Source organism: Aliidiomarina maris, from assembly GCF_003987335.1.
Taxonomy (GTDB): Bacteria; Pseudomonadota; Gammaproteobacteria; order Enterobacterales; family Alteromonadaceae; genus Aliidiomarina; species Aliidiomarina maris.
Window position 1 is genome coordinate 236,288 of sequence record NZ_PIPK01000001.1, and the last position, 20,669, is coordinate 256,956.

Consider the following 20,669-nt stretch of genomic DNA (forward strand, 5'->3'; position numbering starts at 1 on the left):
TAACTAGCGGCGTAACGCCAACGGAATGAAACGATGAACAATTGAGGTAATCGAATGAGGTGACGCATGAGATGATTCTGTTCGACAGAAAATCGATACGTTTTCACCTACGCCATTGGCATAAAAGCTGGCTCTTTGAACGACTGCAGATGACCAGTAGCTTTGATCATAAATTGCTTCATCCCAATAACCACCAGTACCACCTATGACAACCTGCTGAACCAAGGGGTTGGAGGGTGCAAAAGGGCTTGAGTAATCAAAGTCTGGTTGAACCCACATACCAAACTGCTCGACAGCCTTAATTTCAAGCGTAAAGCGAGTGAGGCGTTTACGCAGGCCGTAAAGCTGTGGACCAAAAAAAGAGAATGCTGTGCGGATAGTTGTGTCGATCGGTAAACCGTCTAAGCTTGTCCCTCGCTCCAACTGATATACAAAGCCATTCTCAGCACCGATGAATACGACTTCTTTTCCTTCCGATGTTTCGGCACTGCTGCTGCACGCAGCAACCCTACCCTCACCAAGCGAAAAGTTAGAAAAACCAAGAGGCTCCTCGCCAGCGAACGTGCAGATTAGTCCGCGGCCATCGTCAAAGAATAAGCGGTATTGGTTTTTCTCGCGGATAACCGTCGAGCACTTAATTCGGTTGCGGTAGGTGTTTAGGACAGGATCAACCTTGGCGCTCATGTTAACCATTGCAAAGTTACCGAACGCTTTGACACGGCTTAGTCGGGTCATGCCTCGGTCATCAACAAAAACGCTATCCCCAATCGTTTGCACCGTGCCTGCGGTGGCGCCTGTGTTGGTGTTTAAGTTAGTCATGCGAAACTCAGGAGGTGTTCGTCCGTAAAGCACATAAGTTCGGTTGTGACAAAACACAGCGCAGGTATCATTGGCCTGCAATGCAATTTCCTGAATTTCATCGACAACACGTATTTCGCCGGCACCATCCCCGACGTCCCACTGGAACGGGTCACCCATACCTGAAAACTGAATGCTGCCACGACGATAACCAAAGACAACGATGTCAGATGTCAGGACTTCAACAGCAATCGGTGAATCGTCTTCTTCCATTCCCTCATTGATTATTTGAGTAAATGTCTGACCATCGAAAATGAAGCCGTGATTTACCCCATCCACCCCGATAACTTCTTTAGAGGCTCGGTCAGGGAAGTTTAGAAAGCGCCAACGCAGGTAGCCGCCAGGTCTTAAAGTTGGCGTTTGCACTAATTGCCATCCGACTGGTGAATCACCGTACAGGTTTAGTTGCTCACCATCCTCGCTATCGCGGAATGCAAAGCAGCGATTAAATAAATAGAAGACACCGCGGATGGGGCCTGCACCTGGTACCGGTTGAATTTGTTCGCGTAAGTTTTCTCGCGCATCGAGTAAGTCTTGGAGCTCACTTTCGTCATCTGGGTAAGGGCCATGGGGTGCTATCGCTTTACTCGGCGAAAGGCGCCCATCGTAGCGCTCAAAGCCGCTCAATGATTGGTAGTTGCCCTGGACATTGATTTCATAATTATCGAGCTGAAGACACTCACCATCTGGTATTTGTTGGGTAGCAGAGGATAGATTCAACCCACCCGCTAGCATTACCACATGCTCTCGGGGTGGGTTTTGGTTGATGGTTCTCATGGTCTGAAGCATCTTATTGTTCACCGCAGCGCTCCTCGACCAAAATCCATTGCAGGCAAAAATTCAGACTGCAGTTCAGCCAACAAACGGTCATAGTGCTCTAAAGCTTTTTGGTACACGACAGCATCGCTCTCGTTAGCAGTAAGCTTCATCACCGCCATCCAGACAATAATCATTCGATATTCCGCGGGAATAGAGGGCTCATCCGAGTTTTGAACTAACTCTCGTGCAGCGAGGGTGTAGCGAGTTTCAATACCCACCGCTTCAGATGGACTTGGATAAAACTCAACTTGCCGGCTCGGCGTCACGCAGAAGAACGTTGGAGCTCCAAATCGTGGCTGGGAACGCTTGAGGCTTTGATACTTATCCCAGTCCAGTTGCTTTAATTGTCGATGTCCACAGAAGATACTTATAACCCGTCGCAAGCTTTGCATATTCAACTGTGTGGGTGAGTACACCTGCCCGTTCGCTACAAGCTCTGCATGTGCGGTCGCTTCCAAGAACAACCATGTTTCGTGCATCATTTGCAGTTCACGCCATGCATCTCGCACTGCGAGAACTACATCAGCCAGTACACCTAATTGTCCGGTTACTGTCGTAGGTCCATCACCACTAATGCGCGACTCATGGCGGGCGCGTTTGCATATTTCTAGGTAGTTCATAGGCAGGTTGACTCTCGCGCTTAATACAGCTCTTTAATGATGGTGAACGGATGGCGCAGCACTTCTTTGCAGATAGTCTCCATCTCCCCACCAGCTGCTTTTCGGCGGTAATACTTTTTCTGCTTAGCATTTCGAAGCACGTCATACACACCAAATGGCACGGGTAAATCTTTGCCAATTTCGAGTTGATAGTTAGTGCCGTTTACACCAACGACCACGTGCGTGTCTGGCTCAAATTCAGGATCATCTGAGCCAGGTGGTTGATGAATATTGATGAGTACGCGCGCTGGCCGTTTAGGTGCCGCATCACTCGTTGGCTTTTTGTCTTGCTTGATGTTGGCTGAACCAATGTCACTTGAGTTAGGCTGGCTACTTGTATCTGTATCTTGCGTCAAGTTGCCCTCTCCAGTTGGCGTTGCCTCGCTATTGGCAGCAAGACTTTTATCAATTTCCTTTAATTCAGCCCAAATTTCTGAGCGGTCTTTGCTGTCATCGAGCTTAACGCCCAGTTCTTCCATGCCGTACTTCAGCATGTCAGCCTTGCTGCTGCGGTGATTAATCGTGTTGCTCATGATGGTCATTCTCCAAGGTGCAAATAAAAAAGCCCCGGGCATGAACCCGAGGCTTGATAGCTACGACTTTCGCTTACTCGTCTTCGTTAAGCGCAGAGGCCGCGGCTTCGATACGAACCATCCATAGGTCGTTAAGGATTTTGGCAACGTAGTAAGTTTTCCACGCCACCGAGCCGTTTTGCCCCAGCTCGTCACCGTGTTCTGGCTTACCAGGGTTACGAACCATAGGCTTGATTGCACCACCGGCGTCCTTATTGCCTTTCAAAGCAATATGGCCAAACGCGTGCTGCCCCATCACAAGGATTGGATACACATCGGCACTGGTGCCACCGCTTGATAACACCTCGGCCGCACCAGTGCCTTTCGCGCCACCAGCATCCACCCATGCATCAAACAATGGGGAGGCGATGAAGCGAACGTCTTCCACTGAACCAACTTCTTCAGCACAGATAGGCTTGCGGGTACCGTACTTGGCCACCGGCACAAAGCCCTCGATGTTACGCACCGAAGCGATGATATCGGTATGACACACGGCGACAAAGCCCGCCTCTACCGCTTGCGTGCTCACCATGGTTGAAGCGCTCAACACCGAAGTGATTCGACGTGCGCGGTTCGACAGCAAGTTACGCACCGCTTTACGGATGTGCGGTAAACGCAGTGATGTATTCACATCAGAGCGTGCACTACCGTTTGCATAGATGACGTTAGTACCGCCGATAAGCTCACCGAAGCAAACCAGCTCAACGGTTTCAGCCGCTTGTTCACCTGCCATTCGAGCCATATCTGTACCGACTGGGTCTTCATGCAAGTCGTGAACAACGTCGGTGATTGGCATCCAGTCACCATACTGGTTTAGAGTGGCCGTGATGCGCTGATAGCGGAAGTTACTGCCTGAAGGGCGTACACCCTCAGTCAGTGGCTGAGTCGCCGGAGGCAACGGAATAGGACGTCGGAACTTGATTGTTTTCGACGCGTTCTTTGGCATTGGTTTGTGATCACCAAGCTTATTCAGAACCAGAATTGGTTCAGCATGCTCAAGCATTTTAATTTCGGCGTGTACGCCGGCAGCAACGCCCAAGGCACCATATGTATTGGATGGTGTTGGCATGATTGTTCTCCTTAGGATGATTTATTGACTAGTTGATTAAACAACTGGACCGGATCGTCACTGAGCCCAGGCTTAGCTCGACTCGCACCTTTGCGCGGAATTTCAGCATGGTCTGACAGTGACTTTTTGCGGGGGGCCGGCTTACGTTCAGCTTTATCGCTAGCTTTGCTTGCCGTGCCCTTATATAGGTTCAGCAACGTGATATTGTCTTCAGCCAACTCGCTGTCACCCATAGCTTTGATGCCTGGTGACTGCGCTTCTAACCAAGACCGAAATTTCGGGTCAGAACCCACGGTTTGAAAATCGGGGTGTGCCTGAGCCAGTTTCTCAATCTCGCTTTGGCGCTGGCGTTGATAGCGTTCGTTCTCAAATTCCTGTTTGAAGCTTTCAACCGGCGTTAGCTTTTGCTCGACCGTATCAGTGGCCTTTTGAACCATATGACGCAGATAGGCAGCAATTTCAGGCCATTCTTCTTCGACTTGTTCAAGGCTCTTACCTTTCAAGTCAGCAGCAGATGGTAAATCGCTATTGCTATCAGGTTTGCCATTCGCTTTCTCATGAGCCGTCATTTTCTGGCGTAAGGTGTTCAACTCGCGGTTAAGTGCGGCGACACGGCCAGAGTTAGCGCGGTGCTCATTCGACAGCTTGTCATGGCTTTGGCGAAGGCTCATGTACTCATTGCGAAGCGATTCAGGTGCTTTTGCCCAAGGGTCTTCATCTGATGCGTCATCCTCGTCAGCGTCCTGCTCACCGTCATCAGTCCCCTCGTCATCTTCATCTTCATCGGTAGGCGTGTCTGAGTCTTCTTGATCCAGCTGTTCGTCATCATCCTCCTCGCTTTCTAAGTCGTCATTCACGTCATCATCGTGAGACGAGTTATCGCTCAAGGTAAATTTTGCAAACAAGCTGACCGCATCGTCATCATCTGATTCAGGCTGATTAGCGTGCGGGTTTTCTTTTGCTTTGGTCATGGAGTTTTCCTTAAGAGTCCGTCATGGAGTCATAAAAAAACCCACGTCAAAGCGTGGGTCTGGTATTGGCTGATAAGTGCGTTACTCATCATCCGAATCTATTTCTGAGAGCTCACTGGGATAGCGAGCAATAATTTCATCAAGCATCGCAACTTTGCCGCGCAGCTGTGCAGTCGACAATTCATCTTGCATGCGCACCAGTTGCTCAACTAAGTCAACTCTATCAGCCTCAAGCTTGCGCTTGATGGCGTACCAAGCGTTTTGGTATTGAAATGCCATTACTGTCCCAACCCAAAGTTGCCGCGCTTGCCAAAAATATTTTTCATTTCAATTTCAGCGACGAACTGGCTCCAGTCCTGGTCTAGCTTGGCCTGCCCTTTTTTGAGTTCAACCAGCAGCTTTTCAGAGCTCAGTTCTTTATTCTGCGCCATCTTCATCATTTCAATGCGCTCGCTACTGGCCTTAGCCTGCAACTGGGCTCCGAGTTCACGTTCCTTGAGCTCAGCTTTGACTTGTAGCTCTAACATCTTGGCTTCTAACTTCTGCTCTTCAACCTTTTGCTCAAACTCGAACTTCTTCTGCAACTGCTCGATTCGAAGCTGCTCTATCTCAATTTGCGGGTCTGAGGCTTGGCTTTGCTCCTGAAGATTCTCATAGTAAGCGCGAAGCTCATCCTCACTCGGGATAATGTCTGCCGGCAATTGCTGCGTGCGTGCCCATAGCCGCATGATTTGCAGCTGCTTGATTTGCAACACTGGTGCGAACACCTCATTGCCAGCAGCCATTTGCAGGAAGTTGGTCAATGCCATCGCCAACGTTTCACGTACAAGCAAGGCGCCAGTCCCGCGGGCATCAACTTGGAAGTCGCCCTTAATGTCTGCGCGGTCGTTGTTCACCATGTTCCAGTGATAGAAGTCACCGATGATGGGGCTGGTGACGTTGTCGTCCCAGGCTTTCACTTGACGACGACGAACCGTGTTGGCCGCGTTCATCAGGATACTCATACCGCCCAGTGTTTGAGTGGCTTCCCCTTGCTCGCCTTGCTGCATCATCGGGACGCCACTCACTTCATCAAATAGGATGCGTGAGGTCTGGTAAATCGCAGATAGCTCATTCAGGTGACTAGTAAATTCGAAGGTACTGAATGCTTGCTTGATGTCGCCGGTACCACCAATCATGTCCCACTGCTTGAATGGCTCTAGCGTCCATTCCCCATTAGCCGGCTTGATATGTTTCCGGTTGCGACCGATTTGGGGGCCTGCAGTGATACTTGCGTTATCAAGCATCGTGCGCCAAACACTGTTGATGATGGCCTGCTCGTCGCGAACCATGCGCGGGACACCATAACCAAAGATACTGCTGTCATCTTCTTCCCAGTTAAACACTCGATAAGGTAGATACCCCTCGTAGGTGATAAGGTGAGTTCGGGCGCCTAAGACAATGCCGCCGCAATAAAACACAGTCGCCACAATGCCTTCTTGTAACCACTCATCAAACTCATCTTCATCATCTGGAATATCACCGATAACGCCTAAGTTAAGCAGCACCTCGCGGCTAATAGGACCATGGTATTCCCATGTCTCATAGCGTGTATCGTTCAAGGTGTCGGATAAACCAGCTAAGCGGCGCACGTCATCCTGATATGAGCTGTTGTGCTGGGTTTCTTCTGGTTTCATTTTCAGCACCCGAGCGACTTGCTGCTTAGGAAAGCCCTTGCGCTTAACCAAGTCACGAACCTGCTGCTTGCTCATGTAGCGACGTTCAAATGCAAACTCAGCTTCGCTAATGTGACTTGCTGACATGTCAGGATAAAAATCCCATGGGCGCACCACCTCAACTGCAGGCGTGAACGACTCTTTTACAACCATTTGCCACTCGCCTTCGACTTCAACGTAGGCGCGGTCGGTTTTGCCGATGACAACTGGCCCCTTAAGTACGCCGGTGCCAACAACGCACGCATCATGAATGGCTTTGCGGCACATCGCGTTATAAGAGGACTCGACAAGCTGATCTTCAATCTCGGCTTCCATGTTCAAGCAACGCTCTCGAATTAACTCAAGCTCACGCTCAGCTAAGTCCGATTCTGTAACGATGTTGCCCTCTTCATCCTGGTATGACTGACCGTTCATCGTAACTGGGGTATCGTCACCGATTTTGCCCGCGAGCTCTGGTACCGGCGTCGGCTCTATCGCCCAGTTCTTATCATCGTTCGGGAACAGTAAGTCGACTAGTTGTGACTCGGCCGCGTTGGTTTTCGCCCGGGTAAGTTTAATGAATGGATGCGCACGCTTTGCTTCTTTGAGTGCTTTGACCACTTCGCTATCGTATTCGCCGTGATAGTTTTGCAAATCCTCCACCATCCGATGCTCAATAGTCTGTCGGTCACGCAACACTTCTGCCAATTGGCGTTCGAGCTCCATCGCGAGCAAGTCGAGTGGGTTCTTTTCGTCATACTCGTGCTCGTATTGATTTGGCTCTGGTTTGTTCGACATGCGGCTTAATACCCTGTTACTGAATCAGCGATAACAGTCTGATGACTGTCCTCTTGATGTTGCTCTAACCATTGGTAATTGATTTCACCCTGCGCGCCCTGGCAAAGATACTGCAGTGCATCATGCGGGTGGCTGTAGCTGTTTTTATCTGCGACATCTGCGTATCGCTCTCCGGATACATTCAGGCGCCTAAATTGATAACCGCCGTTGAAGCCTTTGCGCAGCACTAGACATGCACTTGAAAGCTCGAAGCCCGTTTGCCCATCGATGTCGAGGGTTAGAAAGTACTCGACCGCTTCCCAGCGCTGCTTAGGCTTATTCGTCGCTGTGGGATACGTGGTTAAGCCATACTCGTCATTGAGAATGCCGATGGGGCTATTTTCGTCATTGGGGCTTTTCGCGGTACCCGCTGGGTCGCCATAAGCCTCCATGCCCGATATTGGGAATTTCTTAAATTCCTCTTTAAGGCAAGGCAGCACCACCAAGTCCATGAACGTTCGAATACCCATGCCTGTGGACACGAGCTCTTTGAGAACCCGTAGCCGGCCATCTGGCATTAGTTGCCCAATGATGCACGCAGGTGTTCGACCGAAGTCGAAACCCAATAGCAACTTTTGAAAGCGAGGAATCGCCAGCAGCTCGTACTTGCTGGTGTGCTTGGCGTCTTGCCAGGTGCTGCCATAAATCGCTTTGCCACTTGAGACTGAGCCATATTCATTGGCTAGGTTCACGCGAACCCAGTCATCAGATTTGGACTGCACCTGGCGTATGTAATAACCGTTTGGAAGATTATTAATATTCTCAGCTTCTGGATTTGGTACCCAGCGGTAGCTATTCTTGCCTACCTGTTCTCGAATGACCCCGCCAGGCTGAGACAGAAAGACCCAGTCATCAGGCTTAACATTCTCCGCCAGGTCGTAGTACCAATGATCATCATCTGGCGAGTTTGTATCACCAATCATTCCATGCCAACTTGGTCCACCATCTGCCGCAGAGGGATAGCGACCATGGCGCCCATCACACATATCGACGATGGCTTTTGATATTTCCTTGGTTTCGTTTAACCAGAAGCCGGTGACCTGAGTACCCCGAAGCTTCTTCACGTGATCAGGCCTGTCGAGGGCGAGGAATATCAACTCAGCTTTAACTCTGGTACCGTCTTCCAAGTCAAAGTCGAGAAAATGAGTTGGCGGTGTTGAACCAATGAAGCGCCCCAAAGACGGCATGTCATCGTTACAGTATAGGTCCTTCCAATCCTTAATCGTGGTTGTTTCAAGATCCGAGTACGTGTTACGAACCGCTAACCAGCGGCTCTTTCTAACCCCGTTTCGGTTCGGTCGCTGCTCACATATTTGATCAAACACACGCTGGCAGCTTGCAAACGTTTTTCCTGAGCCAAGTGGCCCACGAATGAAAGTAACCCTTGCACGTGATTGAAGATATTGAGAAAGAACCTTACCTTGCGCAGCGGTCTCAAATACGACTTCAATCTGCTCAGACACACGCTTATGACTCCTCGCCCTTGTCTTTGCGGCCAGTCATGTCGCGACGATACACTTTAGGGCGCTGGCTAAGTTCAACCTTATCGGTGAACATCTTGAGGTGTTTACCCAGTAACTCCAGTGACTTGGGCTTATCCCACAAGCGCAGCTTTTTGGTGTAACCAATTTGCTCACGGTCGTCACCCTTGCCTTCGAACAGCTCGTCGACGTCAATGGCGCTGATGGCCCGACGTGTTGCTGCTGGTATTTCATGCAAAGGTCGCAGCGTGCCATCTGGGTTAAACATCTCACCGATATCGGACATGGCCAAAGCAAGCAGCTCTTGAATGATGTTCTCGCGATTCAGCTCAAGCTTTTGAAAAGTATCTGCCATCATCTCGTCGATACGGTCACGAAGCTTATCTTTTTGCAGTAGCTCCCAGCCAATCTTAGAAGCTGAGTTGGCACTATACCCTGCCCGCTTAGCCGCCTTAGTCGCGTTCTTATCAATCGGGTACTCGTAACAGAACAGACGCTCTTTATCGGTGAAGTCTGTCCAGTCGTACTCCTTGACGCTAATCTTTGGCATTCTGAGTTTCCGATAAGTTGTTTACTGCCTCACAAACATTCTCGACCAGGCTTGCCATGCGTGCTTCATGGAACTCGCGGTCGAGTTGCGCCAGCTCTTCAGCTATTCGAGCCTTGCGACGCTGGTACCAGACATTCAGCAAAAACGTGAGGGCGGCAAAAAAGATACCTGCCAGCAATGCAATGTTGTTGAGCGACAACATACCGCCTGCAGCAGTCACCCCTGAAAAGGCATAGCTTGATGTGGAAATCGCTTTATCCATAACTGTTGAAGTGACTCTCGTTGGCATGTTTAAGGACTCCCATGTTCGGTAGCCCACTCGGTGATTCGCGTCATATTGGCATCACAGCGCTTAATAGTTGCCTCAAGTGCTACCGTGTAGCTGAGTAAATCCGCGTTGGTCAGGATGTTAAAACTGGGTGCGGTACACGGCTGTAAAAGGTTCGCCGGTGGCACCAAAAATATAGGCGTGGTCGTTTTCACCGTTCGAGTAACTACCCGCGGCTCCGGCGTGCCCGAGCAAGCGCAAAGCACCAGCAGGAACCCGAGTATTAGCCCAGCTCTTAACTTCTTCATGGTTAGATTGCCTCAGTTCGTTGACCGCCTGCTGAGCTGCACTGAGCTCATGAATAAGTTGTTCGGTACGCATCTGGTACCGAGACTCAATGGCGGCTAGTCGAGCTCGTTCAGATAAGAGCTCATCGTTAATCGCTTCAACGCTTTCAATATCGCGGGCTAGTCGCTCGCTCTCAGCTTCGCGTTGTGCAATTTGCGCATGTAGCACGTCGATACGAGCATTCAAACCATCATTGGTGCGTTTTAGGTTGGCGTAGCTGAACGCCACCGCAGTAACAATCGTCAGAATAACGCTCGTGATAATCAGTGTGGGTTTGATTCGCAGCATGATGGACGCCCTCTAAACAGATTTGTTTTTCTTCTTCACGTCGACGAACTAAGCCTGGTAGCTGTTGACCACCGGCGTACACCCATCGAGTTAGTTGATTACAGGCCTCAACCCGCTGCTCAGCATTGAGGTAGCGCAGCAACGTCGACTGGCGAAAATTGCCAGCACCCACGTTGTAATGAAAGCTCAGATAGGCCACGTGCTCGCCCTCACTCAGGTCAACTTGCACCGCGCGCATTAGCTGCGCATTGTGAGAACTTAAGTCCTTAGCCAGTAGTTCAAGGCACTCATCCTCACTCAGTTCAGTGCCTAGCTTAAGCTCCGGGCTGGTGTGGCCGTAACACGCGGTAATAATTCCAGCTGGGTCGACGTAAGTACCTGGTACATGCCCCTCGTGTGTCGCGATGAATACACCGCCAGCTACCAAGGACCCAGTCAGGCCAACAGCAATTAATCGGTTTGCTAGCTTACCCACTTGGCACCTCCGGGCATAAAAAAGCCCCGGACAAACGAATGACCGGGGCAAGCAACACACAGTTCAACAAGGACACATACGAAAAAACCCGACGCAATGGCCGGGTTTCAGGGCTGGACGCAAATCAATCCAGTATGGGAATTAAATACCTAAAAGTGGTTGGGTGTCAAGCCTGTTATAGCTCTTTGCCCTCAAGCATGAGTAGCATCTCGCGGATGCAGTCTTTGGCTTGCTCCTGATTATCGAAATACCAACTAACTTTTGAAGATTCCCCACTTAGTTTGAAAATTATTTTATGTACGTTGCTCACAGACGAGTTCTTCTTAATTTTCATTGATACAACGTAGTCAAAATTGATGACATCGGGGGAGCCTGTGTTTAATTCATCGGTCGCAGAGGCTGGTCTTTCAATAAACATAACAATCTCCTTATCAGTTAAATGGTTAGTTAACCTACCTCTACACAACGAGTTTGTAAACAATGTTAGCAAACAGCGCCCTGCCCAACGCGGCCAACTCGTTGCATATCGCACCCTCTCATTAAAAAATGACCAATTGAGAAATATGCTATAAGTTAAGTTACGCAGTACCAATCGATTATTTATTTCAATCAAGGAAAAAAATGAACAAGAACTTAAGCTTTTTAATAGCGGCATTCGCATCAACTGCCCTTGTGTCGGCTTGCGCAACTCAGAGCGAACTTCCCCAACAAGTCTACTCTATGAGCGTTCTAGGCCATGCGCCTGCAGCACCAGAGCAGCTGGATTTTCGTTTAACTAATGGATACGTCGTGCTTCTTCCTGGTAGTAATGGCACTATTCGAGTGGACAATGTCACGATAGTAAACGCCGAAGCCAATTGTCAGTTGACAGCCAGTTCCCCTGTTTCCGTAACTGCCCCTCAAGCTATTCAGCTTTTTAGCATTTCAGATGCGAGTCAGTGCATACCTGAAATTCAGAGCGCTCAAGCTATTGGTGTAACTGAAGTCGTTCCACAGGGAAGTAGCAGCCGCGCTGACCAGGCATTTAAAGTCAACTACTCTACCGCAGAACGCAATCACGAGCTGATGATTTCAGTACCAGTATACTATTAAGTAAATCATAGAGACCGCGAAAGCCGCGGTCTTTTCCGCTTAACTAGAACTCAACCTTTCCCGCAGCAGATACCCCTCCAACTGCCAGACTTTATCGCGGGCGTTCTTATACGCAATCTCGCGCCCAACCTCTTCATTGAAGTTTTCTGGACTAGCCGCTGCGCTTTCGCCAGTGACGGTGAAACCGTTCTTAAGCGTTAAGCAGCATACCGTCAGCGTGGTACCAGGAAACACATGATACTTCGCATCCTTGATGCAGCTGTCGATGTGGTCAGGGTTTAAGCGTGGCGCATTGAGCCCTTTTTGTTGCAGACGCTTTTCTAAATCTCGCTCTCCGTTCATAACGTACTCTCTTTGTTGTGGGTGAAAAAGTTATCACTTAACTGATTAATCATCTTCCCGAAGCTTTCGCCGGATTGCATGCGCCGCGTTGTTGGCTTCCACATTGAGCCGGTCAATCGCATCCATGTAGTGCGGGTACCAGCGCAATCGGTAGGCATGACGCGACATCATCATGGTGGTTAGGTGCTTGTTCACGTAGCGAACTACTGAGCGCTCGCTTGGCGTTTCACGTCCAACGCCCTCGCACTTACTGCAGGGCTGATTTGATTTACCGTTGGTAACACCAGTGCCCTTGCACTTTGAGCATGTCGACGTGTCGCAAACCTCATGCACAGCCGCTTCGGCCAATGCGCCAGCAAGCTCTCTCGGAATTACCTGGGCATGAAGAAAATCGGTCATCGTCGCAACCAGGCGTTTGCGGTCTTTCGTGTCGCCGGCTATTTGCGCATTCAAGACCATGGACCCGATTGGTTGAGTGTGCTGGACGTAGCCAAGCACCACCAGAATGTCAGCCAGCTTGAGTGGGTTCGTCGCGCCGCGGAATACCGAGCCGCCATTCAGTGCCGTCGTCTTCGGGCACTGCTTCACAAATACTTGTTCGATGCTCATTGTCATATCTCGATATCCCCCAAAAGATGCTGCAAATACTCGTTTGCGCCCATTCCTGGCGGTAGTGTTTTAATTAGAATTTTTCCCGTATCGCCCCAAAGCTTTGTGACTTGGCCGTCCCAGACCATGGAGTCTTCTTTGTGGATAGCATTGAGACGTTTCACGATATCTTCGCGAGACATGCAGCCCTTACGCTTTTGATGCAACCAATATGTCGCTGTACGCTCCGCTAAGACGCGTTTGGTATCCTGCTCGGGTAGTTGCGTTAAGTTACCCGTTATCATCGCCCTATCACCCATACAGCTAAGATGGTGAGCATTCCCGCCCCCGCCCACACGACGATAGCGTGAGTAAAAAGGCGCATAATCTGGTTTTTTCTAGCCATCATGCTGCTCCTCGTCTGCGTTGTGGGCGCTGTCTACGTGCCTGCTTGATACGTTCAATGCGCTCAGCGAATGGGTGCATCCGTTGGTAATCTGCGCTGCTGTGGCGCGGTGCAGGCGCTTCTAGCTGCGTTGCTTGCTTGGGTAAGAAACCATGGCGACGCTGATAGTCGACCCACTTGGTGTATGACGCATCTAAGAGCGTCTGGCGTTTGTCTTCAGTCGATAACCGAAAGGCATACATGATGTCCTGGCAGATGAGCTCAGCAAACCGACCTGAGAACTCGTATGGCTTAGATGAGCCCTTGGCCTTGTGACGCGAGTAGCCTTCGACTTCGCGATACACTTCGTCTTTGGTTGGAAAGCCGAAGTCTGATGCTTGCAGCTTGCACAGCTCTAAGAACTCAATAGGCGTCGGTGTCCACTTGGTAGTCGTTCGTTGCTTCATGCGTTCAATCCCACGACGAAAGTCAGCCAACGAGATGTTGTTCTGAAACAGCTGATACGCGTACTCGCGCATCACGTTCTCTACATGCTTGTCACCAAAGCGCTTAGAGAAGTCTGGGCAGTAAATGGTCATTGCCGGTGCAAGCTCAGTCATCAGTGTCGTCATGTTCAGTACCTGGTTGGCCTGATGCGTATCGTTCGCAGACATCAAGTATTGCGGCTGCTGGATGTTGTCTTTGTGCATGATGGTTACCTCGTTGTGTCGACGTGGGGTTCATGATGTTGCTTCTAGCAATCCAACGCTTCCATTCGTCTTGCCATTCAAGAAGGCTTCGCTGTGTCGTTCTATGCGACTTGTGTAAGCGAAACGATTCGAATTCGTTTTCAATCAGGTGTTGGTTCTGGCCGTATCGTCTGAATGCGATAGCCATGAGTGGTTGAGTGAGGGTTAGGTCTCGTCCGCAGGGTTGCTCAAAATTGGGGTCGCGCGCGATCTCTCTCTTATATATCTCGGATCTCTCGGATATGTGCCCCTGTCGTGAATTTTCCCTGTGTTCACCTATGTGCCCCTGTTCGGCCTGCACGCCTTTATCCACGCGGTTTAAGCTGTGTCCGTCTACGTGCCCCTGACCTGTGTCCAACTCGTGCCCCTGTGGATTTGGACGGACTTGTTTTAGAGGGGCCTTTTCACGCCTTTTTTTATCCGTTGTGGCCATGACACACACATAGACTGCAGCTTCGTTTTTCATGGCATCACCGGACTTTTTGAGTGCTATCAAGCCTGAGTCCACCAGGTTCTGTATGAGCGTACGGACACGTTTCGTTGATGGTCGCTCCACCTTGCGCGATGAACGCAGCGGAGGATGGTATTCAAGCTCTTGGGCTAAGCGAGACAACGACAGTGAGACCTCTCCTGTCGCATAATTCATGTAATAGCGAAAACCACGCACGTAAAGCATCCCGGCCATCGGATCGAGTTCAGCTTGCTTGAGTGCGTTCATTTCCTGCTGGTTCATTCATGTCCCCTATCTGAGATAAGCAGACAGCGGTACATCCGGCGATCACCGTCAATATGTAATAATTCGAGTAGACCAGCCAGTATCAGCGCTCGCTCAAGCTCCATCACCCGCTTCCAAGTGACTCGATGAACTCGGCGCAGGTATCCTTCGCTACCTGGCTGAAATTCCATTGCACGCTCTAACTCATACCGAGTGGTGGTTACGTCCGGATGCTCGGCGCTAACACGGCTACGAAATACCCGCACATACAAAACGACTGCCATTGGATCCAATTCACTGGCGCCTAATGCCTGAAACTCGCGTTGATTCATTAACGCCCCAACCGCTGAACTTCACGACGTTCCCAGTCACGTGCGCATTTAGCTGAACACCAACGGCGCCCACCAACATCTTCATCACCACATTCAAGGCAATAACCTCGTGGCCCTGGTCCCTCAGGTTTACGGTTAGTTAGATCAACTTTAAGGCTGTGCTCCTGCAGTGCTAGAGCGTCGTCGAATTCATCACTCATAGGTATCCTCCCCCCATTCACGAACCTGGCTTTTAAGTTCTTGGTCTAGTTGCAGCAGCCCCTCAATCGACTTAAGGATGTGCTGGTGGATGCAGGCGTATTCTGCTTCGGTAATGACCCCGTCTTTGCGTGCATTAAGAATGCAGGAGGCCATTTCCCCGCCGCGCTGTTGGTTGGTCAGTAGAAGATCTGAGAACTCATCATCAGTCATGCCTGGCGTTGGCAGCGTGAACAAAACTTTGCTGTTACCGTTTGCCCAGGCCTTTAAGATGCGCTCGTCTTCCGTGATTTCAGTGATGGCGACTGCCTCAGCCAGTGTTAGCTGATGCGTGTCGACGTCGTTACTGAGTTTGGTAATCAAGGTTTTCGGGTTCTTCCCCATCTTGCGGGCTATGTCCGAAACATTGTGATCATCCGTAAAGCTTGCAGCTGCTGCCATAGGGCAACGTGTACGTAGGCTAGGCATTCGCGTGTTGCGTTTTGAAAACTTCATTATTGTGAACCTCAGGCTGCTTGGTTTGGCTTTTGGTACAACGAGAGATCAACTTTCAGTTGGCCCTTGGTCACAGTTTCAAGCTCATATGCCCGACCTTTAGGAATTGGGTCAGGCCAAAGCGAAACTGCAGCTGGGCTAATTTGGAGTACTTTGGCTACTGCGCTTGTGCCTCCGAAATGTTCGAGAACCTGTTGCTTATTCATGCTGTGACTCCACCGGCACGGCTACGCCATGTCAAAATTTAGGATTTCTTAAACAAATGAATACTGAATTTAAAAGAAACGGAAGTCAAGCAGATTTAAGATTGCTTACATGAAAAAGTACTCATTGCACTCATTAATTAAAGAAAAACGAAAAGCGCTTAAGCTTACGCAAAAGCAGCTTGCTAAAGCTGTGGGCGTTAGCCATGTGACTATTTCTCAATGGGAAAGCGGCATTACTAGCCCAAAAGGAATGTATATTGGCAAGCTGTCCGATGCTTTAAATGTGACAGTGCATGAGCTTACATATGGCTCAAGCCCAAATACTGAGCCCGGCCCCGACCTCCGCGGCAAGGTGCCTTTGATTTCATGGATTCGAGCAGGGAGCTGGCTAGAAATGGAAGATGGCGAGCCAGAGGCTACGACTTACTATGCGCACACCGCCAACGTAGGACCGCGCGCTTTTGCGCTGCGCGTGAAAGGCGATAGCATGACCTCTCTTAACGGGGGTAAAAGTATACCGGAAGGCTCTGTGGTCATCGTCGACCCTGATATCCAAGCTGAGAACGGTAAAGTCGTAGTAGCTCGCCTGGACGATACCTCGGAAGCTACCCTCAAGCAGCTGGTCATCGATGGCGGACAGAAGTTACTCAAACCATTCAATCACACTTATCCCGTGACACCGGTGAACGGAAATTGTACAGTGATTGGGGTGGTGAAGCAGGTGATACAGGATTTTTAATTCGGGTTTAACTTGAAATTAGATGGTCTATCCTTAAGATTGTTGATAGCACTAATCACTAAGTGTAAAATTCGTCCGCTCGATTCTACTATGGAGAGTAAGGATGGCGATTTATGCCGTTTTCGGAACAGATGCACCCGAAGAAATTGCGCATCGTGTGCGTGAGCTATTTGATGAGTACCTTGAATTAGCTGGAGGTCAATGGTTTATTCAATCTACTCTTACCACTAAGGAAGTCGCAGAAAAAATAATGGACTTTCAGGAGTACATCCCGTCTGAGCCGAACTCACCCCAAGATGGTGAAGGCGCCGAGTTGGAAATATTCCAGACGCCAAAGTATCAATTCATACGGAATAATTTTATCGTCGTGCCTGTTACTAACTATTGGGGTATTCAGTCAGCCCATATTTGGGAATGGCTTTCTTTGAAAAAGGATGATTCTAAGAAATGACAGCTTCAACACAACGCAACACGCCCCCTCGGGAAGGGGAGCACTTGGTCACGCCTGCCGCTGCGCCACAACTTACAGATCATAGCTTTACCCTCCAATCAATTATGGAAATTCAAAAGTCTGTTGGGGGGCTAGAAAGTTCGATTAAATCTCTTCACGATAAATTAGAGAAAATGGACTCGAATATATGTGAAAAAGTTGAAGGCGTGAGTAAGAAGCACTCTTCCTTATCAGATAAAGTGCATGTTTTAGATAAAAAAATTTACGCTGCCACGGTTATCGGGTCACTGCTGATTCTTGCCGCCGTTGCCCTTATGAGAATATTTTAGTGTAGTTATACTCGTTGCACTTAATATATCCTCCCCAAGCGCTCTCCTGCTCACATATATTATTTGTGTAACCCGTTGCTTTTAACTCGAGCATGCGAGAGAGTGATTCTGTCTCCAAGCCTTACTTAGTGCCATTTTTCTTTAAATTTTCTCATATCAAGAAGTGAGGTTATGCCATTCGGCATTCACCAGATACCGTGAGTGGGGATATAATAAATTACGCGATCAAAATTGATGAGACAAAAGCCCCCAATTTTGATCCGTAAAGTATAATTAGTACGTGAGTTAAGGCTGGATTATACCACCACCGCCTCCACTTCCGCCTCCATATACAATATTTCCTAAACCTACAGTCGACTCATATTTACCATCATATAATGTGGCTGTTACGTCGAATGATCCGTTAAAAGGAGGGGAAAAGTTTAAGATCCCGTGCGGAGTTCTAACTTCGTAGGATTCGTTCGGGTTCATTACATTTTGAATTGTCCATATAACAGTTGGGGCTCGGCCTGCTACTCCGTACGCAGAATACTGCGAATCGTACTCGATCCCAACCTGCGCTGAAATCACGCTTCCGTGAGGCAGGAGCGAATTAACAATAGTCAATTTTGGTATTGTCTGGGCATAAACCCGAGTGGTTTCACAAAAAGGGTAGTAAAAGCCATTGTAGTCTCTTGTATGTTTGTCGGTTGCAACCAACCCAATATCAAAGGCACCTCGAGTTCTCGGGGTATAGGAAACGGTTCTTGTACTTGAAAATCCTCCTATGAAGTTGAGCCCTCTATTAGGCGAATACTCCCAAAACGCATAACTACCAGTATTTTCGCCAATTAATCGTTCGTACAAACACGATGCCATATCACGCCATTGTGAACCTAAAGAGATTTCACAGCGATATACTTTTTTTGCTGTAACAGGCTCACTCCAGCCAACAGGCACATGTAAGGTAGTATTCGTCTCAAACATCCTTTCAGACGAGTCTCCGAAACTGGGTAAAATGTCATATCTTCCCGTGTCCTGCTGAAACACTCTCTCAATTTGGTCACAAGCACCATACGTCGCACTAGAGACGCCCAATAGGACAGGTATAACTATAGATATAAGCTTTTTATTCATTGTTATCTCCAAAATAATACGTTGTTGTTTGAATTTGTTAAATTGGTTTAGTGGCGTTACATGCACATCCCCTGCCCCGACGACAGGTCTTATCTCGTGCGATGCAGCTGTCACCACAAGCCTTGCCTTTGGTGCAAGTACGGCAGCAAGCAGTTTGAGCTAGAGGTGAGTTTTCATCCGCCTGAGTAGACGCTTGTGATTCATCGGTGGCCGAGCAGTCAGCTCCGTCATCTTGAACAGCGGTTTGTTCAACTTGAAAGGTTGTTAATAGATTGGTGTCGTCGGCTTGAACTGCAGTCATCGCGAATGTGAACGCGAGACTCAAGACCATGAGTAATGTCTTCATGTTATTTCCTTGTCTATGTGTCGAGCGCGAATCCAGTTCCGCGCTCGTGACTCTTAAAATGCCTCAACCGCGACGAATTGTCTACAAATTAACCTATTGAATCATTTGCGATCAGTAAATTCGTTTAATACTCAAAATTACTTCTAATAAATAGAATGGTCGTGATTTTTGTCTCACTTTCAGCAGTAGCAAAGATTGACACGTTGCCTCTGTTGAAATAACACCCATTAGTAAGCTGAAAGCGTCGCTTATAAATATATAAATAATTTCAGTAACTTAAATTCGCGATTTTTCCTTCGAATAAGGCCAATAGACGCGAAATTGAGGGTAATTCATATTTAAAAGGTAACGAGTCAGGACCTGGCTCCCTGACTAACGAAACCTAGGTTTCAGTCCTTTCAGATAGGTACTGAATATGAGCAAGAATGAACAAGCAACTTTAGTAATGACCTACAAAATGTGGGTCAACGGTAATTTAGTGACCGTTCAGCGACTTTGGTCGCTCAATGCTCCCTATACACATTCAGAACTGGAAATAGCATTCGCGGAAAGCTTTGATGGCACCGTCGAAGTTACTCGAATTAAAACTTTTGAGCTTTAAGTGGAGTGGCATCCAGTTGACACCCCGACTTAAACAAGGCACAAATAGTTTACCAAGCAAGGAGGCCAAATGAATCAGTTAATTTCTAATGCGCTAGAGGACGCAGCCTACTTCCTAGAGCGCTACTTTAAGACAATCTTTTTTCTATCCGCATCAGCGACTTTTTTAATATTGGCGATTGGTTCGCTAAGCTTCTTAGCCACTGATGTGCCGGAAACTGGCCAAAGCATAGTTAATGCCATTACAACTATCAGGAACCAAACGGTCAAAAATATCGCCATTCCTTTCTTGTGCTTTGCTGCTTCAAGCCTGCTAGCACTCGGTGCATGTAAAGCTTTTAAGATAGAAAGGTCGGCCTACCGATGAGCATAACCATGACCACCCTGCCCCATTTACTGTTTGCGAGTGAACTACTTGATGCACTTACGTTGATGCCAGCGGCAGTTCAAGGATCAGAGCTATCGTCTGGATGGGGAGCTAATGAGTGGGCCGCTATTGGTGCTGGCGTTGCCGCCATAGGAGCCGTCACTGGTGCAATAGCGACCTGTGTGCTAGCTACAACTGCATGGAAAGCGCGCAACGAATGGGATAACAACACGAAAAAACAGGCACGTTACGATGTTGAGAAACTATTTGCTTCTGATGTCCTTCCCGTAATGGTATGTATCGAATCGCAAGCGAAACAAGCACTAAAAATTGCCCACAAGTTTTCCTCAGATGAGATAAAGACTTTTAGCCCAGATAGAGCCGACTACCTCGCATCGGTTCGAACAATAGATAGTCACTTTGAGTTCTTATACGGTAACTTAAGGGAAGCACACGCCCTCCTCAAAGCAGCTAAGGCTGATTTGTCATCGATTCCCGCGCTGGGGCATTATGGAGCGCTCGTGACTAATCTCAACTTCAACTTACACTCTTTGCAGAAAACCAAGACCGAAAACCTCTCTCTGCACATTTTGATTTGGGAGCAAATAATTAAAAAGACAAAGCTATTCTGCGATGAATACCAGATCCCATCCGAAGTCTTAGGGTTTGTGGCTGTTCGGCACACCGACAACCAAGAAAATCAATCAAAACCGCCGAAGGAGAGTTGAAA

At 48.8% G+C, this 20,669-nt stretch carries 31 protein-coding genes; 7 read left to right on the forward strand and 24 right to left on the reverse strand.

Annotation, left to right across the window (positions count from 1 at the left end):
• Positions 1-3: 3 nt before the first annotated feature.
• From CWE07_RS01075 to CWE07_RS01135, 14 genes are all read right to left on the reverse strand, one after another.
• Positions 4-1,659, reverse strand: a complete 1,656-nt coding sequence (locus CWE07_RS01075) for a hypothetical protein (RefSeq protein WP_111568087.1) — start codon at positions 1,657-1,659, stop codon at positions 4-6.
• Entirely contained in the window at positions 1,656-2,297 is a 642-nt protein-coding gene (locus tag CWE07_RS01080; protein WP_111568088.1) for a phage adaptor protein, read from the reverse strand. The genes CWE07_RS01075 and CWE07_RS01080 overlap by 4 nt, the downstream gene beginning before the upstream one ends.
• A gap of 20 nt (positions 2,298-2,317) precedes the next feature.
• Positions 2,318-2,869, reverse strand: a complete 552-nt coding sequence (locus CWE07_RS01085; RefSeq protein ID WP_111568089.1) for a hypothetical protein — start codon at positions 2,867-2,869, stop codon at positions 2,318-2,320.
• Between the two features lie 73 nt (positions 2,870-2,942).
• Positions 2,943-3,977 (reverse strand): N4-gp56 family major capsid protein, encoded by a 1,035-nt coding sequence (locus CWE07_RS01090; RefSeq protein ID WP_111568090.1) that lies wholly within the window; start codon positions 3,975-3,977, stop codon positions 2,943-2,945.
• An 11-nt stretch (positions 3,978-3,988) separates the two neighbouring features.
• Positions 3,989-4,948, reverse strand: coding sequence for a hypothetical protein (locus tag CWE07_RS01095; protein WP_111568091.1), 960 nt, complete (start codon positions 4,946-4,948; stop codon positions 3,989-3,991).
• 81 nt (positions 4,949-5,029) lie between these two features.
• Complete coding sequence (locus CWE07_RS01100) at positions 5,030-5,227, reverse strand: hypothetical protein (protein ID WP_111568092.1); 198 nt, start codon at positions 5,225-5,227, stop codon at positions 5,030-5,032.
• Complete coding sequence (locus CWE07_RS01105; protein ID WP_111568093.1) at positions 5,227-7,440, reverse strand: portal protein; 2,214 nt, start codon at positions 7,438-7,440, stop codon at positions 5,227-5,229. Before CWE07_RS01105 ends, CWE07_RS01100 begins: the two co-directional genes overlap by 1 nt.
• A 5-nt stretch (positions 7,441-7,445) precedes the next feature.
• Positions 7,446-8,942 (reverse strand): TerL, encoded by a 1,497-nt coding sequence (locus CWE07_RS01110; RefSeq protein WP_111568094.1) that lies wholly within the window; start codon positions 8,940-8,942, stop codon positions 7,446-7,448.
• Positions 8,943-8,946: 4 nt separating this feature from the next.
• Positions 8,947-9,510, reverse strand: coding sequence for a terminase small subunit (locus tag CWE07_RS01115; protein ID WP_111568095.1), 564 nt, complete (start codon positions 9,508-9,510; stop codon positions 8,947-8,949).
• Positions 9,497-9,772 carry an HP1 family phage holin gene (locus CWE07_RS01120; RefSeq protein ID WP_241973976.1) on the reverse strand — a complete coding sequence of 92 codons (276 nt, stop codon included), beginning with the start codon at positions 9,770-9,772 and terminating at the stop codon, positions 9,497-9,499. The genes CWE07_RS01115 and CWE07_RS01120 overlap by 14 nt, the downstream gene beginning before the upstream one ends.
• Positions 9,773-9,801: 29 nt before the next feature.
• Entirely contained in the window at positions 9,802-9,993 is a 192-nt protein-coding gene (gene lysC, locus CWE07_RS14670) for an Rz1-like lysis system protein LysC (RefSeq protein ID WP_420836531.1), read from the reverse strand.
• Positions 9,920-10,354: a hypothetical protein gene (locus CWE07_RS01125; RefSeq protein WP_111568097.1), complete on the reverse strand. Its 435-nt coding sequence runs from the start codon at positions 10,352-10,354 to the stop codon at positions 9,920-9,922. Before CWE07_RS01125 ends, lysC begins: the two co-directional genes overlap by 74 nt.
• Positions 10,317-10,889: a lysozyme gene (locus CWE07_RS01130; RefSeq protein WP_111568098.1), complete on the reverse strand. Its 573-nt coding sequence runs from the start codon at positions 10,887-10,889 to the stop codon at positions 10,317-10,319. Before CWE07_RS01130 ends, CWE07_RS01125 begins: the two co-directional genes overlap by 38 nt.
• A gap of 175 nt (positions 10,890-11,064) precedes the next feature.
• Positions 11,065-11,307 (reverse strand): hypothetical protein, encoded by a 243-nt coding sequence (locus CWE07_RS01135; RefSeq protein ID WP_111568099.1) that lies wholly within the window; start codon positions 11,305-11,307, stop codon positions 11,065-11,067.
• A 203-nt stretch (positions 11,308-11,510) separates the two neighbouring features.
• Between CWE07_RS01135 and CWE07_RS01140 the strand changes: the two genes are divergently transcribed.
• Positions 11,511-11,981 (forward strand): hypothetical protein, encoded by a 471-nt coding sequence (locus CWE07_RS01140; RefSeq protein WP_111568100.1) that lies wholly within the window; start codon positions 11,511-11,513, stop codon positions 11,979-11,981.
• Positions 11,982-12,020: 39 nt separating this feature from the next.
• Here the strand turns inward: CWE07_RS01140 and CWE07_RS01145 are convergent, their stop codons facing one another.
• The 9 genes from CWE07_RS01145 to CWE07_RS01185 form a co-directional block, all read right to left on the reverse strand.
• Complete coding sequence (locus tag CWE07_RS01145) at positions 12,021-12,323, reverse strand: Gp49 family protein (RefSeq protein ID WP_111568101.1); 303 nt, start codon at positions 12,321-12,323, stop codon at positions 12,021-12,023.
• Between the two features lie 45 nt (positions 12,324-12,368).
• Positions 12,369-12,932 (reverse strand): hypothetical protein, encoded by a 564-nt coding sequence (locus CWE07_RS01150; protein WP_111568102.1) that lies wholly within the window; start codon positions 12,930-12,932, stop codon positions 12,369-12,371.
• A 2-nt stretch (positions 12,933-12,934) separates the two neighbouring features.
• Positions 12,935-13,114 carry a hypothetical protein gene (locus CWE07_RS01155; RefSeq protein WP_126818957.1) on the reverse strand — a complete coding sequence of 60 codons (180 nt, stop codon included), beginning with the start codon at positions 13,112-13,114 and terminating at the stop codon, positions 12,935-12,937.
• A gap of 202 nt (positions 13,115-13,316) precedes the next feature.
• Positions 13,317-13,928: a replication protein P gene (locus CWE07_RS01160; RefSeq protein ID WP_111568104.1), complete on the reverse strand. Its 612-nt coding sequence runs from the start codon at positions 13,926-13,928 to the stop codon at positions 13,317-13,319.
• Positions 13,909-14,778: a hypothetical protein gene (locus CWE07_RS01165; protein ID WP_111568105.1), complete on the reverse strand. Its 870-nt coding sequence runs from the start codon at positions 14,776-14,778 to the stop codon at positions 13,909-13,911. Before CWE07_RS01165 ends, CWE07_RS01160 begins: the two co-directional genes overlap by 20 nt.
• Positions 14,775-15,092, reverse strand: a complete 318-nt coding sequence (locus CWE07_RS01170; RefSeq protein WP_111568106.1) for a hypothetical protein — start codon at positions 15,090-15,092, stop codon at positions 14,775-14,777. The genes CWE07_RS01165 and CWE07_RS01170 overlap by 4 nt, the downstream gene beginning before the upstream one ends.
• Positions 15,092-15,292 carry a hypothetical protein gene (locus tag CWE07_RS01175; RefSeq protein WP_111568107.1) on the reverse strand — a complete coding sequence of 67 codons (201 nt, stop codon included), beginning with the start codon at positions 15,290-15,292 and terminating at the stop codon, positions 15,092-15,094. The genes CWE07_RS01170 and CWE07_RS01175 overlap by 1 nt, the downstream gene beginning before the upstream one ends.
• A complete protein-coding gene (locus CWE07_RS01180) occupies positions 15,285-15,785 on the reverse strand; it encodes a phage regulatory CII family protein (RefSeq protein WP_111568108.1) in 501 nt (166 codons plus the stop codon). Before CWE07_RS01180 ends, CWE07_RS01175 begins: the two co-directional genes overlap by 8 nt.
• Positions 15,786-15,796: 11 nt before the next feature.
• The gene (locus CWE07_RS01185) at positions 15,797-15,991 is read right to left on the reverse strand and encodes a Cro/CI family transcriptional regulator (protein WP_111568109.1); all 195 of its coding nucleotides are present in this window, start codon (positions 15,989-15,991) and stop codon (positions 15,797-15,799) included.
• Between the two features lie 109 nt (positions 15,992-16,100).
• Here CWE07_RS01185 and CWE07_RS01190 point away from each other — a divergent pair, with 109 nt between their 5' ends.
• From CWE07_RS01190 to CWE07_RS01200, 3 genes are all read left to right on the forward strand, one after another.
• Complete coding sequence (locus CWE07_RS01190) at positions 16,101-16,730, forward strand: LexA family protein (RefSeq protein ID WP_111568110.1); 630 nt, start codon at positions 16,101-16,103, stop codon at positions 16,728-16,730.
• Positions 16,731-16,833: 103 nt separating this feature from the next.
• Positions 16,834-17,181, forward strand: a complete 348-nt coding sequence (locus CWE07_RS01195) for a hypothetical protein (RefSeq protein ID WP_111568111.1) — start codon at positions 16,834-16,836, stop codon at positions 17,179-17,181.
• The gene (locus CWE07_RS01200) at positions 17,178-17,510 is read left to right on the forward strand and encodes a hypothetical protein (protein ID WP_111568112.1); all 333 of its coding nucleotides are present in this window, start codon (positions 17,178-17,180) and stop codon (positions 17,508-17,510) included. Before CWE07_RS01195 ends, CWE07_RS01200 begins: the two co-directional genes overlap by 4 nt.
• A gap of 285 nt (positions 17,511-17,795) precedes the next feature.
• Here CWE07_RS01200 and CWE07_RS01205 read toward each other — a convergent pair whose 3' ends face one another.
• Positions 17,796-18,743, reverse strand: a complete 948-nt coding sequence (locus CWE07_RS01205; protein ID WP_111568113.1) for a hypothetical protein — start codon at positions 18,741-18,743, stop codon at positions 17,796-17,798.
• 644 nt (positions 18,744-19,387) lie between these two features.
• Here CWE07_RS01205 and CWE07_RS01210 point away from each other — a divergent pair.
• The 3 genes from CWE07_RS01210 to CWE07_RS01220 all read left to right on the forward strand — a co-directional run bounded on the left by CWE07_RS01210 (position 19,388) and on the right by CWE07_RS01220 (position 20,667).
• Positions 19,388-19,573: a hypothetical protein gene (locus tag CWE07_RS01210; protein ID WP_111568114.1), complete on the forward strand. Its 186-nt coding sequence runs from the start codon at positions 19,388-19,390 to the stop codon at positions 19,571-19,573.
• Between the two features lie 69 nt (positions 19,574-19,642).
• Complete coding sequence (locus CWE07_RS01215; protein ID WP_111568115.1) at positions 19,643-19,939, forward strand: hypothetical protein; 297 nt, start codon at positions 19,643-19,645, stop codon at positions 19,937-19,939.
• Positions 19,936-20,667 (forward strand): hypothetical protein, encoded by a 732-nt coding sequence (locus CWE07_RS01220; protein WP_111568116.1) that lies wholly within the window; start codon positions 19,936-19,938, stop codon positions 20,665-20,667. The genes CWE07_RS01215 and CWE07_RS01220 overlap by 4 nt, the downstream gene beginning before the upstream one ends.
• Positions 20,668-20,669: the final 2 nt, after the last annotated feature.

Bases quoted from the DNA above. Each gene is read 5' to 3' on its own strand.
- CWE07_RS01195 (WP_111568111.1), top strand. From the start codon at position 16,834: ATGGCGATTTATGCCGTTTTCGGAACAGATGCACCCGAAGAAATTGCG.
- CWE07_RS01170 (WP_111568106.1), bottom strand. From the start codon at position 15,092: ATGAATCAACGCGAGTTTCAGGCATTAGGCGCCAGTGAATTGGATCCA.
- CWE07_RS01180 (WP_111568108.1), bottom strand. From the start codon at position 15,785: ATGAAGTTTTCAAAACGCAACACGCGAATGCCTAGCCTACGTACACGT.
- CWE07_RS01085 (WP_111568089.1), bottom strand. From the start codon at position 2,869: ATGAGCAACACGATTAATCACCGCAGCAGCAAGGCTGACATGCTGAAG.
- CWE07_RS01105 (WP_111568093.1), bottom strand. From the start codon at position 7,440: ATGTCGAACAAACCAGAGCCAAATCAATACGAGCACGAGTATGACGAA.
- CWE07_RS01165 (WP_111568105.1), bottom strand. From the start codon at position 14,778: ATGAACCAGCAGGAAATGAACGCACTCAAGCAAGCTGAACTCGATCCG.
- CWE07_RS01120 (WP_241973976.1), bottom strand. From the start codon at position 9,772: ATGGATAAAGCGATTTCCACATCAAGCTATGCCTTTTCAGGGGTGACT.
- CWE07_RS01080 (WP_111568088.1), bottom strand. From the start codon at position 2,297: ATGAACTACCTAGAAATATGCAAACGCGCCCGCCATGAGTCGCGCATT.
- CWE07_RS01155 (WP_126818957.1), bottom strand. From the start codon at position 13,114: ATGTCTCGCGAAGATATCGTGAAACGTCTCAATGCTATCCACAAAGAA.
- CWE07_RS01150 (WP_111568102.1), bottom strand. From the start codon at position 12,932: ATGAGCATCGAACAAGTATTTGTGAAGCAGTGCCCGAAGACGACGGCA.
- CWE07_RS01175 (WP_111568107.1), bottom strand. From the start codon at position 15,292: ATGAGTGATGAATTCGACGACGCTCTAGCACTGCAGGAGCACAGCCTT.
- CWE07_RS01140 (WP_111568100.1), top strand. From the start codon at position 11,511: ATGAACAAGAACTTAAGCTTTTTAATAGCGGCATTCGCATCAACTGCC.
- CWE07_RS01115 (WP_111568095.1), bottom strand. From the start codon at position 9,510: ATGCCAAAGATTAGCGTCAAGGAGTACGACTGGACAGACTTCACCGAT.
- CWE07_RS01135 (WP_111568099.1), bottom strand. From the start codon at position 11,307: ATGTTTATTGAAAGACCAGCCTCTGCGACCGATGAATTAAACACAGGC.
- CWE07_RS01185 (WP_111568109.1), bottom strand. From the start codon at position 15,991: ATGAATAAGCAACAGGTTCTCGAACATTTCGGAGGCACAAGCGCAGTA.
- CWE07_RS01220 (WP_111568116.1), top strand. From the start codon at position 19,936: ATGAGCATAACCATGACCACCCTGCCCCATTTACTGTTTGCGAGTGAA.
- CWE07_RS01210 (WP_111568114.1), top strand. From the start codon at position 19,388: ATGAGCAAGAATGAACAAGCAACTTTAGTAATGACCTACAAAATGTGG.
- CWE07_RS01160 (WP_111568104.1), bottom strand. From the start codon at position 13,928: ATGACGACACTGATGACTGAGCTTGCACCGGCAATGACCATTTACTGC.
- CWE07_RS01145 (WP_111568101.1), bottom strand. From the start codon at position 12,323: ATGAACGGAGAGCGAGATTTAGAAAAGCGTCTGCAACAAAAAGGGCTC.
- CWE07_RS01095 (WP_111568091.1), bottom strand. From the start codon at position 4,948: ATGACCAAAGCAAAAGAAAACCCGCACGCTAATCAGCCTGAATCAGAT.
- CWE07_RS01200 (WP_111568112.1), top strand. From the start codon at position 17,178: ATGACAGCTTCAACACAACGCAACACGCCCCCTCGGGAAGGGGAGCAC.
- CWE07_RS01090 (WP_111568090.1), bottom strand. From the start codon at position 3,977: ATGCCAACACCATCCAATACATATGGTGCCTTGGGCGTTGCTGCCGGC.
- CWE07_RS01215 (WP_111568115.1), top strand. From the start codon at position 19,643: ATGAATCAGTTAATTTCTAATGCGCTAGAGGACGCAGCCTACTTCCTA.
- CWE07_RS01190 (WP_111568110.1), top strand. From the start codon at position 16,101: ATGAAAAAGTACTCATTGCACTCATTAATTAAAGAAAAACGAAAAGCG.
- CWE07_RS01100 (WP_111568092.1), bottom strand. From the start codon at position 5,227: ATGGCATTTCAATACCAAAACGCTTGGTACGCCATCAAGCGCAAGCTT.